Origin of the sequence: Stenotrophomonas riyadhensis (assembly GCF_040256885.1) — a bacterium.
GTDB lineage: Bacteria > Pseudomonadota > Gammaproteobacteria > Xanthomonadales > Xanthomonadaceae > Stenotrophomonas > Stenotrophomonas riyadhensis.
Genome location: NZ_CP155568.1, coordinates 462,326 through 478,150 on the forward strand (window position 1 = coordinate 462,326; position 15,825 = coordinate 478,150).

The 15,825-nt window shown below is 68.5% G+C and carries 14 protein-coding genes; 8 read left to right on the plus strand and 6 right to left on the minus strand.

The features are described 5' to 3' along the window. Window positions 1–24 precede the first annotated feature (24 nt). A complete protein-coding gene (locus SriyCCGPB3_RS02150) occupies window positions 25–954 on the plus strand; it encodes an oxygenase MpaB family protein (RefSeq protein ID WP_164161786.1) in 930 nt (309 codons plus the stop codon). Between the two features lie 194 nt (window positions 955–1,148). Here the strand turns inward: SriyCCGPB3_RS02150 and SriyCCGPB3_RS02155 are convergent, their stop codons facing one another. Continuing rightward, window positions 1,149–1,736 carry a TetR/AcrR family transcriptional regulator gene (locus SriyCCGPB3_RS02155; RefSeq protein ID WP_110710923.1) on the minus strand — a complete coding sequence of 196 codons (588 nt, stop codon included), beginning with the start codon at window positions 1,734–1,736 and terminating at the stop codon, window positions 1,149–1,151. Window positions 1,737–1,869: 133 nt separating this feature from the next. Here SriyCCGPB3_RS02155 and SriyCCGPB3_RS02160 point away from each other — a divergent pair, with 133 nt between their 5' ends. Together SriyCCGPB3_RS02160 and SriyCCGPB3_RS02165 are read left to right on the plus strand one after the other, a co-directional pair. Then, window positions 1,870–3,084, plus strand: a complete 1,215-nt coding sequence (locus SriyCCGPB3_RS02160) for an MFS transporter (RefSeq protein ID WP_350259819.1) — start codon at window positions 1,870–1,872, stop codon at window positions 3,082–3,084. After that, a complete protein-coding gene (locus SriyCCGPB3_RS02165; RefSeq protein WP_350259820.1) occupies window positions 3,081–4,253 on the plus strand; it encodes an MFS transporter in 1,173 nt (390 codons plus the stop codon). Before SriyCCGPB3_RS02160 ends, SriyCCGPB3_RS02165 begins: the two co-directional genes overlap by 4 nt. A gap of 208 nt (window positions 4,254–4,461) precedes the next feature. On the opposite strand, the gene SriyCCGPB3_RS02170 is transcribed toward SriyCCGPB3_RS02165, so the two are convergent. Further along, window positions 4,462–6,573 (minus strand): M13 family metallopeptidase, encoded by a 2,112-nt coding sequence (locus tag SriyCCGPB3_RS02170; RefSeq protein WP_350259821.1) that lies wholly within the window; start codon window positions 6,571–6,573, stop codon window positions 4,462–4,464. A 175-nt stretch (window positions 6,574–6,748) separates the two neighbouring features. Between SriyCCGPB3_RS02170 and SriyCCGPB3_RS02175 the strand changes: the two genes are divergently transcribed. Next, window positions 6,749–9,811, plus strand: a complete 3,063-nt coding sequence (locus tag SriyCCGPB3_RS02175) for a bifunctional diguanylate cyclase/phosphodiesterase (protein ID WP_110714247.1) — start codon at window positions 6,749–6,751, stop codon at window positions 9,809–9,811. Between the two features lie 95 nt (window positions 9,812–9,906). On the opposite strand, the gene SriyCCGPB3_RS02180 is transcribed toward SriyCCGPB3_RS02175, so the two are convergent. Beyond that, window positions 9,907–10,788 carry a LysR family transcriptional regulator gene (locus tag SriyCCGPB3_RS02180; protein WP_153856205.1) on the minus strand — a complete coding sequence of 294 codons (882 nt, stop codon included), beginning with the start codon at window positions 10,786–10,788 and terminating at the stop codon, window positions 9,907–9,909. A 96-nt stretch (window positions 10,789–10,884) separates the two neighbouring features. Here SriyCCGPB3_RS02180 and SriyCCGPB3_RS02185 point away from each other — a divergent pair, with 96 nt between their 5' ends. The 3 genes from SriyCCGPB3_RS02185 (at window position 10,885) to SriyCCGPB3_RS02195 (ending at window position 13,882) form a co-directional block, all read left to right on the plus strand. Then, on the plus strand, window positions 10,885–11,295 hold the full coding sequence (locus tag SriyCCGPB3_RS02185) for a DoxX family protein (protein ID WP_180847747.1): 411 nt from the start codon (window positions 10,885–10,887) through the stop codon (window positions 11,293–11,295). A 31-nt stretch (window positions 11,296–11,326) separates the two neighbouring features. Then, window positions 11,327–12,115: a dioxygenase family protein gene (locus SriyCCGPB3_RS02190; protein WP_350259822.1), complete on the plus strand. Its 789-nt coding sequence runs from the start codon at window positions 11,327–11,329 to the stop codon at window positions 12,113–12,115. Window positions 12,116–12,232: 117 nt separating this feature from the next. After that, a complete protein-coding gene (locus SriyCCGPB3_RS02195; RefSeq protein ID WP_032128751.1) occupies window positions 12,233–13,882 on the plus strand; it encodes a Na+/H+ antiporter in 1,650 nt (549 codons plus the stop codon). 81 nt (window positions 13,883–13,963) lie between these two features. Here the strand turns inward: SriyCCGPB3_RS02195 and SriyCCGPB3_RS02200 are convergent, their stop codons facing one another. After that, window positions 13,964–14,212, minus strand: coding sequence for a DUF3297 family protein (locus SriyCCGPB3_RS02200; RefSeq protein ID WP_049456360.1), 249 nt, complete (start codon window positions 14,210–14,212; stop codon window positions 13,964–13,966). A 90-nt stretch (window positions 14,213–14,302) separates the two neighbouring features. Here SriyCCGPB3_RS02200 and SriyCCGPB3_RS02205 point away from each other — a divergent pair, with 90 nt between their 5' ends. After that, entirely contained in the window at window positions 14,303–14,845 is a 543-nt protein-coding gene (locus tag SriyCCGPB3_RS02205; protein WP_049398337.1) for a DUF6630 family protein, read from the plus strand. A 148-nt stretch (window positions 14,846–14,993) separates the two neighbouring features. Here SriyCCGPB3_RS02205 and SriyCCGPB3_RS02210 read toward each other — a convergent pair whose 3' ends face one another. Both SriyCCGPB3_RS02210 and SriyCCGPB3_RS02215 read right to left on the minus strand, forming a co-directional pair. Beyond that, window positions 14,994–15,269: a DUF4031 domain-containing protein gene (locus SriyCCGPB3_RS02210; RefSeq protein WP_004153991.1), complete on the minus strand. Its 276-nt coding sequence runs from the start codon at window positions 15,267–15,269 to the stop codon at window positions 14,994–14,996. A 13-nt stretch (window positions 15,270–15,282) separates the two neighbouring features. Continuing rightward, window positions 15,283–15,771, minus strand: a complete 489-nt coding sequence (locus SriyCCGPB3_RS02215; RefSeq protein ID WP_153856207.1) for a hypothetical protein — start codon at window positions 15,769–15,771, stop codon at window positions 15,283–15,285. Window positions 15,772–15,825: the final 54 nt, after the last annotated feature.

Consider the following 15,825-nt stretch of genomic DNA (forward strand, 5'->3'; position numbering starts at 1 on the left):
TCTTCCGCCTCTCCTGGACCTGTGATGCCGGCTCTGCTGCAGCGACTCTCCCGCCCCGTGACCGCGCCGATCCGGCGCTGGGTCCTGGAGGCCTTCCCGCGTGGCCAGAGCGGCATCGACTACGACCACCCGCTGGGTGACCCGGGCTGGTTCGGCCCGGACAGCGTCACCTGGCGGCTGCATGCGGAATTTCCGTCGATGCTGGCCGGAGGCCTGTGCGCGCTGATGCTGCAGACCCTGCACCCGCGCGCGCTGGCCGGAGTCTACGACCATTCCAACTTCCGCCAGGACCTGGTGGGCCGCCTGCGCCGCACCACCGCGTTCGTTGCCGGCACCAGCTATGCGCCTGCCGGCGAAGTCGAGACGCTGGTGGCGAAGGTACGCCGCATCCATGCGCAGATCCGCGGCCAGACCGCGCAGGGCGAGGCCTATGCCGCCGATGATCCGCAGCTGCTGACCTGGGTGCATGTGACCGAGGCCTTCGGCTTCCTGCAAGGCTTCCGCCGTTACGGACGCGAGGTGCCGGCGCACATCGCCGATCGCTACTACGACGAGTATCGCTGCGTGGCCGAGGCACTGGGCGCGGTGGATGTGCCGCGCAGTGAAGCGGAAGTGGCCGCCTATTTCTGCGCGCGGCAGCCTGAGCTGCGCGTCGACGAACGCTCGCGCGAGGTGCTGGAGGTGCTGTCCGGCGTGCGCCTGCCGGTACCGGTGCCGGGCCTGTCGCGCGAAGTGTTCCTCGGCGCCGGTGCGGCGCTGCTGCCGGACTGGGCCGAAGGCATGCTGGAACGCAATGCGCGCCAGCGTGCACAAGCTGCAGCGTCGGCGAAGCTGATGCAGGGCATGGCGCCGTTGTTCCGCCGTGCGCTGCCCGACGGCCTGGCCAGCCGCGCCTGCGCGCGGATGGGCGTGCCGGCAGCGGTGTTGCGCGAGTGGCCCGAAATGCTCCGGTAGGTGCCAACCTGGGTTGGCACGCGTTTCGCGATAGAGCTTCATCCACGCATGGGGTGGATCTACTGACACCATGGTTCTGGTAGCTGCCGACCTTGGTCGGCACGCATTTCGCGCAGTGCCGTAGAAGCGCCAACCAAGGTTGGCGTCTACCCGAGCGGATTCCGCAGTAGGTCCACGCCACGCGTGGATCGGCGTTACCCGGCCACCTTCAACCCACGCAACAGCATCTCCAGCGCCGCCGTCGCCTGCTGCAACCGCGCGTCGCCGTCCTCGCCCTCGGCGATCCAGAACGCGGCCTCGGCCAGGCTGCCGTAGATCAGCGATGCCAGCGCCTGCGCATCCACCGGCACCGCTACGCCCTGCGCGATCAACTGTTCGATCAGGCGCTGCATCGAGTGCACGCAGTGGCGCTGCGATTCCGGTGAGGCGCCACCCAGTACCGCGCGCGCATCACGCAGCACGATGCGCTGGATCTCCGGTTCCAGCGCCATCTCCAGATAGGCACGGCAGCGCCGTACGAAGCCGTCCCAGGCATCATCCGCGCCATCGCTGATCGCCTGCAGGCGCAGGTCGGTCTCGGCATCGAGCTGGGCGACCACCGCCGCCAACAGGCCCTTCTTGTCGCCGAAGTGGTGGTAGAGCGCACCCCGGGTCAGACCGGCCTGGGCGGTCAGGTCATCCATCGAGGTGGCGGCATAGCCATGCTCGCTGAACACCCGGCGGGCGGTGGCCAGCAGGCTGGCGCGGGTTTCTTCCATCTCGGCGCGGGTGCGGCGAACCATCCGGAGCTCCTTACATACGCAGTGCATGATTATTTACATACGGCGCGTATGAATGTAGCCTCTTATTCATACGCTCTGTATGTATTGTCGTGGCGCCGCACGCGCCAGGCAAGCCGCTGCCCTGGAGATCCTGATGGCCACCCCCTATCGCGACCTGTTCGCTGCCCCCGGCACCGCCGGCCTCGCTCTGGCCGGGCTGCTGGCACGCCTGCCGCTGCCGATGACCGGTATCGGCATCATCACCCTGCTGTCGCAGCTGCGCGGCAGCTATGCGCTGGCCGGCGCGGTGTCGGCCACCTTCGTGCTGACCTACGCGTTGCTGTCGCCGCAGGTGTCGCGCTGGGTCGACCGGCGCGGGCAGCGCAGGGTGCTGCCGTGGGCCACGGCGGCCAGTGCGGCCGGCCTGCTGTTGCTGCTCGCGTGCACGCTGCTGGCCGCGCCGGACTGGATGCTGTTCGTCGCAGCGATGCTGGCCGGCTGCATGCCCAGCGTGTCGGCGATGGTGCGCGCGCGCTGGACCGCGATCCACCGCGGTTGCCCGCAACTGCAGACCGCGTACTCGCTGGAGACCGTGTTCGACGAGGTCACCTTCATTGCCGGCCCGCCGCTGTCGGTCGGGTTGTCGGTGGCGGTATGGCCGCAGGCCGGCGTGCTGGCCGCGGCCCTGCTGCTGGTGCTCGGGGTGACCGCACTGGTCCTGCAACGCGGTACCGAACCACCGCTGCAGCGCTGCGAAGGCGCAACACCCTCGCGCTCGCTGCTGCGGCAAGCGGAGATCCGCCTGCTGGCGTTGCTGATGCTGGCGATGGGTGTGATTGTCGGTACCGTCGACATCACCAGCGTGGCCTTCGCCGAACAGCGGGGACAGCCACTCGCGGCCAGCGTGGTGCTGTCGGCCTATGCGCTGGGCAGTTGTGCGTCGGGCCTGCTGTTCGGCGCGCTGAAGCTGCAGGCGCCGCTGCAGCGCCTGTTGCTGCTGGGCGCAGCGGCCACCGCGCTGACCACGCTGCCACTGCTGTGGGTCGGCAGCCTGCCGGCGCTGGCCGTGGCGGTGCTGGTGGCCGGGTTGTTCTTCGCACCGACGATGATCGTGGCGATGTCGCTGGTCGAACAGCGTGTGCCCGAATCGCGCCTTACCGAAGGCATGACCTGGCTGCTGGCCGGACTGAACATCGGTGTGGCGCTGGGGGCGGCGCTGTCCGGGCAGAGCGTGGACGCCGGTGGCGTTCGCAGCGGCTTCATCGTCGCGCTGGCGGCAGGCGCCGTCGTGCTGCTGTTCGCATTGCTGCTGCAGCGCGTGCTGCGCGGCGCAGCTGCATCCATTTCCGCTGAAGGAATCGTCCCATGAGTGTCTCTTCGCCCGCGCACGTCGCGCCGGTTGTCCGCCCTCCGTGGTGGGCGGTTTCCGCAGTCGGCCTCGCCACGTTCTCGGTGGTCACCACCGAAATGCTGCCGGTGGGCCTGCTGACGCCGATCGCCGAAAGCCTCGGCGCCTCCACCGGCACCGCCGGCCTGATGATCTCACTGCCGGCATTGCTGGCGGCGCTGTTCGCGCCGCTGGTGGTGATCGCGGCGGGTGGCATCGATCGCCGTCGCATCCTGTGTGCGCTGCTTGCACTTCTGCTGGTCGCCAACATCGCTTCGGCGCTGGCACCGGGCATCGGCTGGCTGCTGGCCGCGCGCGTACTGGTGGGGTTCTGCATGGGCGGGATCTGGGCCATCGCCGGCGGTCTGGCCGCGCGCCTGGTGCTGGCCCACCGCATCGGCCTCGCCACTTCGATCATCTTCGGCGGCGTGGCCGCGGCATCGGTGCTGGGCGTGCCACTGGGCGCGCTGATCGGCGATGCACTGGGCTGGCGCTGCGCGTTCGCGGCGATGGCGCTGTTCAGCGCGGCGGTGATGCTGCTGCATCTGCGCGTGGTTCCGGCGTTGCCGGTCAGCACATCGGTGCAGGCGCGGCAGTTCGTGCAGCAGCTCGGTCATCGCGGCCTGCAGCGAGGACTCTGGCTGACCCTGCTGCTGGTGGCAGGGCACTTCATCGCGTTCACCTATGTGCGGCCGCTGCTGACGTCCGTATCGGGCGTGGATGCGTCGTGGATCGGTGCGCTGCTGTTTGCCTACGGCCTGGCCGGCATCGCCGGCAACTTCATCGCTGGGCCGCTGGCGGCGCGGCATCCACGCAGCACGCTGCTGGCGATCGCGTCGGGCCTGCTGCTGACGCCGCTGCTGTTGCTGTGGGTGGGTGGCACGCCGAGTGGTGGCATTGCGGTGTTGCTGCTGTGGGGCCTGGCCTACGGTGGTGTGTCGGTGGGCCTGATGAGCTGGATGATGAAGGCGCTGCCGCAGGCCGTGGAGATCGCCACCGCGCTGTACGTTGGTGTGTTCAATGTGGGCATCGCGCTCGGGGCGTGGGGCGGTGGCCGGCTGCTGGATGGCATGGGCCTGCATGCGAATCTGTGGGTTGCCGCGGTGTTGGCTGCGAGCGCTCTGCTGATGGTTGCCACCACCCGCCGGTAGATCCACGCCATGCGTGGATTCCTAATCCGTGCCGACCAAGGTCGGCACCCACCAGAGCCGAGGCATTTTCCAACCAAGGTCGGCACCCACCAGAGCCGAGGCACTTTCCAACCAAGGTTGGGAGCTACCAGAGCGAGGCATGTGCCAACCAAGGTTGGCAGCTACCGGGAAATGAAACGGGCGCCTTGCGGCGCCCGTTCCGGTTACATCACCACACCTTGACCCGCTTGTCCGGGGCCAGGTACAGCTTCTGGCCTTCCTTCACTTCGAACGCCGGGTACCAGGCGTCGATGTTGCGTACGGTCAGTGCGCGGAACTGGCCCGGTGCATGCACATCGGTCAGCAGCGAATTGCGCAGCGCCTGCTCGCGGCTCTTGCTGCGCCACGCCTGGGCGAAGCCGAGGAAGAAGCGCTGGTCCGGCGTGAAGCCTTCCAGGGTCTGGCCCGGCTTGCCCTGCAGCGACAGCTGGTAAGCGTCGTAGGCGGTACCCAGGCCGGCCACGTCGGCGATGTTCTCGCCCAGGGTCAGCTTGCCGTTCACGTGCACGCCCGGGAACGGCTCGTAGCTGCTGAACTGTGCGGCCAGCGCATCACCAGCGGCGTTGAACTGCTTCAGGTCTTCAGCGGTCCACCAGTTGTGCAGCTTGCCGGTCTCGTCGAACAGCGCACCGGCGTTGTCGAAGCCGTGGCTGATCTCGTGGCCGATCACGGCGCCGATGGCGCCGTAGTTCACCGCGTCGTCGGCAGCACCGTCGAAGAACGGCGGCTGCAGGATCGCGGCCGGGAACACCAGGCGGTTCTCCAGCGGCACGTTCATCGCGTTGATGGTCTGCGGCAGCATCGCCCACTCGCTGTGGTCGACCGCCTTGCCCAGCTTGGCGATGTTGCGCTGGTACTCGAACAGTTCGGCGCGCTGCGCATTGCCCAGCGCGTCATCACGGCGGATCTCCAGGCCGGTGTAATCACGCCACTTTTCCGGGTAACCCATGCCCACGGTCAGCCCGGCCACCTTGGCCTTGGCGCTGGCCTTGGTCTGCGGCGACATCCACGCGAGCGCGTCGATGCGCTTGGCGAAGGCGGCGATGATGTTCTTCGCCATCTCGTCCGCGCGTTCCTTGGTCTTGGCGTCGAAGTGCTTCTCGACGTAACGCTTGCCGATCGCTTCGCCGATGGCATGGTTGGCGTCGTCCACTGCACGCTTCCAGCGGTCGCTCTGCTGCGGCGTGCCGCTCAGCGTGGTGCCGTGGAAGGCGAAGCGGGCATCGGCGAATTTCTTCGGCAGGTAGGCAGCGGCGCGGTCCAGCGCGTGGAAGGACAGGTAATCCTTCCACACCTCCAGCGGCTCGGTGGCGACCAGCTTGGACAGGCCGGCCACGGCCTTGGGTTGCCAGACGATGAAGTCCTGCTGGTTGCCCAGCGCAGCCGCGTCGAGGAAGGCGTTCCAGTCCATGCCCGGCGCCTTGGCATTGAAGTCGGCCTGGGTCCAGGGATTGGCACCCTTGGTCACATCATTGGTTTCTTCCTGGGTGGCGTGCGCCTGCGCGATCTTCGTCTCCAGCGCGAGGATGCGCTGCGCCTTGCCCGCCGGATCGGCGACACCGGCCAGCTGCAGCATCTGTGCGATGTAGGCCTGGTACTGCTTGCGCAGCTCGGCCATGCGGCCGCCGCCCAGGTAGAAGTCACGGTCGGGCATGCCCAGGCCGCCCTGCACCAGGTAGGGCGCGTTGCGGTCCGGCTGCAGCATGTCGACCGAGACCCACAGGCCGAACAGGCGGTCGGTGTAGAAGTTGGTCGCATTGAGCAGGTCGACGTCGGCGCGCATCTCGCCGCCGAGGGCACGCGCCAACCCGGCCTTGTCGGCGATCGCATCGATGGCCTTCAGCTGCGGCTGCACCGGCGCGATGCCGTGCTGCTCGATGCCGGCCTCGTCCATGTAGGCGGCGTAGTAGTCGCCGATCAGCTTGTCGTCACCGCTGGCCTGGGTGTTGCCGGCGGCGCCTTCGAGAATGGCGCGGGTGTCGGCCAGGGTCTTCTCGGCGATGACGTTGAAGCTGCCGAAGCGCGAGCGGTCGGCCGGGATCTCGGTGTTCTTCACCCAGGTGCCGTTGGCGAAGCCGAAGAAATCATCGCCGGCGTTGATGCTGCGGTCCATGCCGCTGGCATCGAAGCCGAAGCTGCCCAGCATCGGCTTGGCGGCCGCAGGTGCGGCATCGGCAGGCGCGGCGGTGCCGGCAGCCGGATCGGCCGGGCGGTCGCAGGCGGCCAGGGACAGGCTGGCAACGATGGCCAGTGCCAGGGTGGGACGGCGCAGCTTGGACATGGACTTCTCTTGCAGCGGAAAACCCCAAGTCTAATCCGCTCCGCCCCGGCTGGCCCTCCCGTAGTGCCGCCCGCCCTGTGCGGGATCTGGCTGAACGCGCGGAACCGATCTTCACGCCGTCACCGGTGTGGTGCATGCTGGTCCCGGGAGCCTGCGCGGACACGGGGAGGTGGCCATGCGGGGGCGGGTCAGGCGTCAAGAATGGCGTCCGCCGGCCGTTGAGGTCGGGGACGTGGAGGATTCGTTCGCGCATGAAGCCAGCCGACTGCACAAGGAAGATCGACCGATGCCCGCGCTGAAGCGGGCGTTGGCCCGGCCACTGCGCGCCATTACCTGGGGCGGGGTGCTGCTGGGCGTGTTGCTGGTGGCCGGCCTGACCACCATGCTGATCAACGACCACCAGCGCCGGCTGGAGGCCGCGCAGCGGCAGAGCCGCGCGCTGGCGGTGGGCAGCGAGCGCCTGCTGGCACTGGAACTGCGCAACCTGGAGCGGGCGATGTCCGGCATCGCCGCCGACGCCGCCGAACTGTTCCGCAGCGTGCCCGCACAGGCCCCGGCGCTGCTGGATGCTTCGATCGATGGCGTGCTGCGCCGCCATGCCGAGCTGCACAGCATCGTCGTGCTCGATCGCCATGGTCGCTCGATCACCGCCGGCAGGGGCGATCTGAACCTGCCGCTGTGGACCGATCCGCAACGCCGTGGCCAGGGCAGCGCGCTGTACATCGGCCCGCCGCAGCGTGCCAGCGACGACGGCTGGGTGGTGCCGCTGGCGCTGCCGATGGCCGGCGACCGCTGGCTGCTGGCACGGCTGCGCTGCGGTGAGCTGCAGCGCATCATCGGTGGCCTCGATGTCGGTCCGAACGGACTGGTCTCGATCAGCGATGCCGAAGGTTACATGCTGGCCCGCGTGCCGGATCCGCATGGTACGGTCGGCCGTCGCTACGACCTGCCGCGCCGCGATCTGCTCGGCAAGCAGGCGGTGGTCGAGCTGGGCAGCCTGCCGGGCGCGGTGGATGGCGTGCCCCGCATCATCACCATCAGCACGCTGGAGCGCAGCCCGCTGGCGGTGCAGGTCGGGTTGGCCGATGAGGACGTGCTGGCACCCTGGTGGCCGTACCTGCAGGCGTCGGTGGCGATCGTACTGGCCTACATCGTGGTGCTGCTGGTGCTGCTGTACGCCGTGCGCCGTAGCACCCGCCACCAGCAGTCGATGGCCGAGGAGCTGAAGGCGGGCCACGCCGAGCTGCGCCTGGCCCACCAGGTGGGCCGCATCTGCACGTGGTATGTGGACGAAGACGCCGCGCTGCTGCGCTGGTCGCCGCTGGCGCGCGAGATCTTCGGTGTGCAGACCGATGCGCTGCCGGTGGCGGATTTCTTCGCGCGCGTGCATCGCGATGATGCGGCGCGCCTGCAGCATGCCTTCGACCAGGCCTTTGCCGGTGGCGCGGTGCTCGACCAGGTGTTCCGCCTGGTGCTGCCCGGTGGCGAGGTGCGCTGGGTGGGTGCGCGTGGGCAGCGGGTGGAAATGGCCGACAGCGAGCGGCGCATGATCGGCGCGCTGAGCGATCTGACCGAGCGCTACCAGGCCCGCGAGCAGATGAGCGAAGTGGAGCGTCGCTTCCGCCTGCTGTTCGACCGCAACCCGGCGCCGTTCTGGGTGTTCGATCCGGACACGCTGCGCTTCATCGAGGTCAACGACGCCGCAGTGCGCCAGTACGGCTACAGCCGCGAGGAATTCCTGGCGATGAGCATCCTCGACATCCGCCCGCGCGAAGGCTGGGACGAGGTCAAGGGCGCAATCGCCAAGGCCCGTGTCGGTGAACTGCAGGACGCCACCGTGCGCCTGCACCGGCGCAAGGACGGCAGCGTGTTCGAAGTGCGCGCACATCTGTCCCGGCTCGATTTCGATGGCCAGCCGGCGTGCCTGGTGCTGGCCGAGGATGTCAGCGAACGGTTGGCCTACGAGCGTGACCTGGCCTACCAGGCACGGCACAACCCAGCCACCGGCCTGCTCAACGTGCGCGCGTTGACCGAGCAGCTGGACGAGCAGGACGAGGGCTACACCATCGCCTTCGTGCAGCTGCGTGGGTTGCAGCTGGTGGCCGATACGCTGGGCCGCGAGATCGGCGACGCGGTGCTGCAGTCGATGGCGACCCGGCTCGGTGGCCTCGGTGCGCGTTGTGGCACGCTGGCGTTCCAGCCAGCGGAGGACTTCGTGTTCGCCATCGGTGCCGGCCACGATACCCAGCGCGTGCTGGACGACCTGCTGCAGATCGTATCGGCGCCGATGCGCGGCAAGGATTCGCTGCACCAGTTCGAGCCGCGCATCGGTGTGGCCGTGCATGTGCCGGGTGATGGCCACTCGGCCGAGCAGGTGATCGGCATGGCCGCACAGGCCGCGCATGCCGCGCGCGCCGAGGGCAACGTGGTGGTCTGGTTTGATGCGGCGGTGACCACGCGGCTGGCCGATCGCCTGCGCCTGGCGGGGCGCATCCACGCCGCCATCGACAACGAGTTCCAGCTGTACTTCCAGCCGATCCGGCACGCCAGCGATGGCAGCCCGGCGGCGCTGGAGGCCCTGCTGCGCTGGCCGCAGGCCGATGGCAGCTTCATCCCGCCGAACGAGTTCATCCAGCTGTGCGAGGACACCGGGCTGATCCTGGCGCTGGGCCGCTGGGTGATCCGCGCCGCGGCGAAGGCGCAGCGCCGGCTGGTCGAGGCCGGTTGGGGTGAGCTGCCGATCGCAGTCAATGTGTCTGCCGTGCAGTTCTTCAACAGCGACCTGGTGGCCGAGTTCACCCGTGCCCAGCAGGACTTCGGCCTGGCCCGTGGCGCGCTGCACGTGGAACTGACCGAGAGCAGCCTGATGCGCAAGCCGGCGCAGGCGATGCAGACCATGCAGCGCCTGCACGAGCAGGGCATCAGTGTGTCGCTGGATGATTTCGGTACCGGCTATTCCAGCATGTCCTACCTGCAGCACCTGCCGCTGGACATCCTGAAGATCGATCGCAGCTTCGTGGCGGATGTGGAAACCAACCCGCGCAATGCCTCGATCTGCCGTGCGCTGCTGTCACTGGGCCACAGCATGGGCCTGACCATCATCGCCGAAGGCGTGGAGACGCCCGGACAGCTGGACTGGCTGGCTGCGCATGGCTGCGACCAGGTGCAGGGCTACCTGCTGGGCCGGCCGGCGCCGCTGGAACAGATCATCGACGCGCTGGATGAGGTTGCCGCCTAAGTGGTAGTGCCGGCCGCTGGCCGGCATTCGCCCAGGACCGGGATGTGTCTGATTGCCGGCCAGCGGCCGGCACTACCGGCAAGCGCCAGACTCGGCTACACCCCCGCATCCACCAAGTGGTCGATGAAACTGCGCACCTTCGGTGCCAGGTGGCTGCGGCTGGTATAGACCGCGAAGATGCCGATCGGCGAGGCCTCCCACTCGGGCAGGACGCGCACCAGGCGGCCATCGGCCAGTGCGTCTTCCAGCAGGAAATCGGGCTGCAGGATCACGCCCATGCCGGCGATCGCCGCTTCGCGCAGCACGTCGCCGTTGTTGGCGTGCAGCAGGCTGCTCACCGAGACCTTCACTTCGCCGCCCGGTCCCTGCAGTGGCCAATGGTCGCCAGCGGCCCAGTAGCTGTAGCTCAGGCAGGCGTGGGCCTGCAGCTCCTGTGGCGTCTGTGGTGTGCCGCGTGCGGCCAGGTAGGCCGGCGCGGCGCACAGGCTCACCCGCGATTCGCCCAGGCGGCGGGCGATCAGGGTAGGGCCCGGCTCGCGGGTGATGCGGATGGCCACGTCGTAGCCTTCCTCGACCATGTCCACCAGGCGGTCGGACAGGGCCAGGTCCAGTTCCACCTGCGGGTAGCGTTCGCGGTAGCTGGCCAGCAGCGGGCCGAGGCGGGCGATGCCCCAGCTGACCGGTGCGTTGATGCGCAGCGTGCCGGAGGGCTCCAGCGCCTGTGCGCCGATACTGGCTTCCAGCGCGTCGAACTCGGCCAGCAGGCGCACGCACTGGGCGTAGTAGGCGGCGCCGGCGCTGGTCGGGCTGACCCGCCGCGTGGTGCGGTGGAGCAGGCGGGTGGACAGGCGCTTTTCCAGCGCGGCGACCTGGCGGGTGACGCCGGCAGTGGACATGTCCAGGGCCTGGGCGGCGGCACTGAAGCCATTGCGCTCGACCACCGCCACGAACACGCGCATCGCCTCGAGGGTGTCCATTGTTGCGCCTTTTGAAATAAATACGGTCAATCCATCGTATTTATTGGCACGCGAAGGCGCAATAACCTGTGCCCACTCCCTTCAAGGTGTTTCCCCATGCACACCACGAACGCTCCTGTTTCGCCGCTGGCCCCGTACGGCGCCACCCTGCTGCGCCTGGCCCTGGGCGTGCTGTTCCTGGTCCATGCGCTGACCAAGCTGCTGGTATTCACCCCGGCCGGTACGGCGGCGTTCTTCGAGTCGCTGGGCCTGCCCGGCGTGCTCGGCTACCTCACCATCGGCGTCGAGCTGGTGATCACCGTCGCGCTCCTGCTGGGCATCTACGCGCGCTGGGTGGGCCTGGTCGGCGTGCCGCTGCTGCTGGGCACCATCGTCACCGTACACGGCGCCAACGGCTTCGGTTTCGCCAATGCCGGCGGCGGCTGGGAATATCCGGCGTTCTGGGCACTGGCGCTGGTAGTGCTGTTCCTGGTCGGCGACGGCAAGTGGACCCTGCGTTCGCGCTGATCGCCCCCTGACCCTGCAACTGGAGAATTCCATGTCCCGCCTGCCTTCGCTGTACATCTCGCATGGTTCGCCGATGACCGCCCTGCATCCGGGCCAGGTCGGCGTGCGCCTGGCCGAGCTGGCGCGCGACCTGCCGACGCCACGCGCCATCGTGATGGCCTCGGCGCACTGGCTGGGCCGGCAGCCGCTGGTTGGCGCGCATCCGCAGCCACCGACGATCCACGACTTCGGCGGCTTCCCGCGCGCGCTGTTCGAACTGCAGTACCCGGCGCCGGGCGATCCGGCGCTGGCGGAAGAGGTGGCCGGCCGCATCGCCGCCACCGGCCTGCCGGTGGCGCTCGACCCGCAGCGTGGCCTCGACCACGGTGCGTGGGTGCCGCTGCGGCTGCTGCGCCCGCAGGCCGACATCCCGGTGGTGCCGCTGTCGATCCAGCCGCTGCTCGGCCCCGAGCACCAGTTCGCGCTGGGCCGCGCGCTGGCGCCGCTGCGCGAGCAGGGCGTGCTGCTGGTCGGCTCGGGCAGCATCACCCACAACCTGCACGACTGGGGCGACTACCAGGACGGCAAGGAGGCGCCGTACGTACGGCCCTTCATCGAATGGGTGGAGCAGCGCCTGGCCGCCGATGACCGCCAGGCCCTGTTCGATTACCGCCGGCAGGCGCCGTTCGCCGAACGCGCGCACCCGACCGATGAGCACCTGCTGCCGCTGTTCTTCGCGATGGGCGCGGCCGGCGAGGGCGGCTTCGGTGCACGCCGCATCGACGCCGGTATCGATGCCGGCTTCCTTGCCATGGACCTGTACCGCTTCGACGGGGCATGAGCCGGGGCTGACGCGCGACGGCCCCGGCCGTCGCGGTCATGGCCGCATGTGGTAGTTTTTTCCGGGTTTCCGGCGCTGGCCCTCGAGCCTCCCCGCGCGCCGCTTCCTGGAAGAAGCATGCATACCATTGAAGTCGTCCTGGCGATGCTGGTGGCCGTTGTCGCCAGCGGCTACCTGGTTCGCGTCCTGCCGTTCTCGTTGCCGCTGCCGCTGGTGCAGATCGGCCTGGGCGCGGTGATCGCCGGCGTGTTCAACCGCGGCCATGCGCTGGAGCCGGAGGTGTTCTTCCTGCTGTTCCTGCCACCGCTGCTGTTCCTCGATGGCTGGCGTATTCCCAAGCAGGGCCTGTTCCGCGACAAGGGCGCGATCCTCGAGCTGGCGTTCGGCCTGGTGGTGTTCACCGTCATCGGCGCCGGCTTCCTCATCCACTGGTTGATTCCGGTGATGCCGCTGGCGGTGTGCTTCGCACTGGCGGCCATCGTGTCGCCGACCGACCCGGTGGCGGTCGGGGCGATCGCCTCCAAGGCGCCGATTCCCAAGCGCCTGATGCACATCCTGGAAGGCGAGTCGCTGCTGAATGATGCCTCGGGCCTGGTCTGCTTCCGCTTCGCGGTGGCGGCGGTGATGACCGGCACCTTCTCGCTGGCCACCGCCTCGCTGACCTTCGTGTGGGTGGCGGTGGCCGGCCTCGCCGTGGGCGTGGCGGTGACGCTGGGCGTGTCGACCTTCCAGCGCTGGCTGTGGCGCCGCTTCGGCGAAGAGCCGGGCGCCGCGATGCTGGTCAACCTGCTGATTCCGTTCGCAGCCTATCTGCTGGCCGAAGAAATCCATGCCTCGGGCATCCTTGCCGCGGTCGCTGCCGGCATCGCGATGAGCTATGTCGAGCTGACCGGCCGTGTCTCCGGCAGCATGCGCGTGCAGCGCGCCGGGGTCTGGAACATGCTGCAGTTCAGCTTCAACGGCATCATGTTCGTGCTGCTGGGCGAGCAGCTGCCCGGCATCGTCGAACGCGCCACCACCACCATGAACGAGACCGGCCACCAGAGTGCGTGGTGGCTGCTGGTATACGTGGTGGTGATCAATCTGGCACTGGTCGTGCTGCGCCTGCTGTGGGTGTGGCTGTCGCTGCGCTGGAACCTGCTGCGCGCGCGTCGTCGCGGCCTGGAGCGGGGCGAGGCACCGAACTGGCGCATCGTGGTGGCGACCTCGGTGGCCGGCGTGCGCGGTGCGATCACCCTGGCCGGCGTGTTGACCCTGCCGCTGTTCCTGCCCGACGGCAGTGCATTCCCGGCGCGTGACCTGGTGATCTTCCTGGCCGCGTCGGTGATCCTGTTCTCGCTGCTGGGCGCCAGCATCGCGCTGCCGCGGCTGTTGAAAGGCCTGCAGCTGCCGTCCGATTCGGGTGAGCGCAAGGAAGAGGATCTGGCGCGCCGGCTGTCGTCGAAGGCCGCACTGGCCGGGGTCGAGCGCATGCGCCAGCAGATGGTGATGAACCAGAACACCGAGAACGTGCAGCTGTACAACGATGCCGCCTCGCGGGTCAGCCTGCTTTACCAGCGCCACCTGGAGAAGGACAGCGACGGGCCCGACGTGGACCCGGAGAAGGTGCGGCGCATGGAACTGGGCTACCGCCAGCTGCGCAGCGCCGGCCTGAATGCCGAGCGCGAAGAGCTGTTCCGGCTGACCCGGCGCGGGGTGATCTCCGATGAGATCTCGCGGCGCCTGATCCGCAACCTGGATCTGCTGGAATCGCGCAAGCGCGAGTGACGCTGCGGTCGGGCGCCGTCGATCGGGGTCAGATCCCTTTCCGCGGGAAAGGGATCTGACCCCAGGATCCGGGAGCCGCGCTTATTCCGGCTTCGTTTCCAGGAAATACACCTCGACCTTGCCCTTGACCTTGATGGTCATCGGGTTGCCGCGGCGGTCGCGGGCCTTGCCGGCCTGCACGCGGATCCAGCCTTCGCTGACCGAGTATTCCTCGACGTTGTCGCGCTCGACGTCGTTGAAACGCACGCCAACGCCGCGCTCCAGCGCCTGTGCATCATGGAAGGGGCTGGCCGGGTTGATCGCCAGGTGGTCGGGAGGGGTATCGCTCATCGCTTCATTCACAGTGACGGCCACCAAGGCCGGCTTCAGCGGCACAGGATAAACCGTAGAATGCCGGCCTGCCCCAGAGGAAGTTCCGCCATGCCCGACAACAGCGACTATTTCGACTTCGAGGAAGACATCCACGACTTCGACGAAGACGGCTTCGAGGCGCGGGTCTGGAACCTGCTGGTGCTGATCAACCCGGGTGACGAGGAACTGGCCCTGCAGCAGTTCAACCGCTGGCGCGAGCACCTGTCCGAGGACGGGCAGCCGCTGGAAGCGGACAGTGACTGGCTGCCGGCGCTGTTCACGGCCATTGCCTGGCAGTCCGGTTTCGAGGTGGAACGAGATGATCTGGAATCGCTGCAGTCGGCGGTGAACGAGCTTTCGGCGCGCTTCAACCTGCAGCTGGACTGGGGCGGCGACCTGGACGACGAGGACTTCGCCGAAGACCTGGACGGCGTGCAGCTGATGTCCACCGCCTTCGACCGCCTGCGCGAGCACAATTACACGCTGTGGAGCGTGGATGCCGGCAGCGACGGCTTCACCGGCGTGATGGCGCTGACCCGCGACGACGACGCGATGCTGGCGTTGTGCTCGCTGCTGAACGTGGAAATCCGGCTGGGCAGCGACCCGTTCTGAGCGGGGCAGGTGGGTGCGGAGCCCGCCTATGGGTGGATGCCAACCTTGGTTGGCATGCCCCGTGCCTGATGTGCGGACCAAGGTCCGCACCCACCACAGGAAGTGGTAGCCCCACCCAGCACAGCAAGCGGTAGCCCCCCGCCACTGCCTACGGCCGGTATTGCGCCCTGGCGTTGGCGATCACTGCTTTGACCAGTTCGCGGTCGGCGTGCCGGGAAATGGCCCGCGCACCGAGCGCGATTGCCTGCGCGCGCAGCTCGGCGGTGACATCGTAGTGGGCGCCGCTGGCCTTGTTCTGGAAGGCCCGCGGGGGAATGCCGAGCTGCGCCGCCATCGCGTGCAGCTCGGCCAGGGTGTCGGCCATCAGGTGCGCCCAGCGCTGGCCGCGCCAGGGATGCACCGCGTCATCGACGTAGACCGTCACCGCCGCGGCCGGTTCAGGCCTGCGGCTTGCTGTCGCTGTCAGCAGCCGGAGCGGCCTCGGCAGCGGCGTCTTCGGCCACGTCGCCCTCGGCGGCTTCGCCTTCCTCGCCCTCAGCAGCGTCGACGCCTTCGAACTCGGCGACCAGCTTGTCCAGGTACTCGTCAGCGGTCTGGCCAGCGTCGGCAGCCAGGGTGTCCAGCAGCTTCTGCAGCAGCTCGGAGTACTCCAGGTTGACCTTGCGGCCTTCCTTCTCCTGCACGTTGGCCAGGTGCTTGAGCATGGCCAGCATCGGCACCGGGTTCTCGGCATTGCCCATGGTCTGGCCGCCGATGGCCAGCAGCCACTCACGGCCCTGCAGGCCGATGGCCGCGACCACCTGGCCGTCTTCGTTGGTCAGCACGGCATGGTTCTGCACCTGCTGCTGGGCGTTCAGGCGGAGGAACGGGCGCTTGGCCTGCTGCTTCTTGCGCTTGTCGCGCTTGGCCTTGGAGTTCTGGGACATGGGGTGGGGTCACCTGGAAACGGAAAGACCGCCATTGTAGCGGCCGCGTGCAGG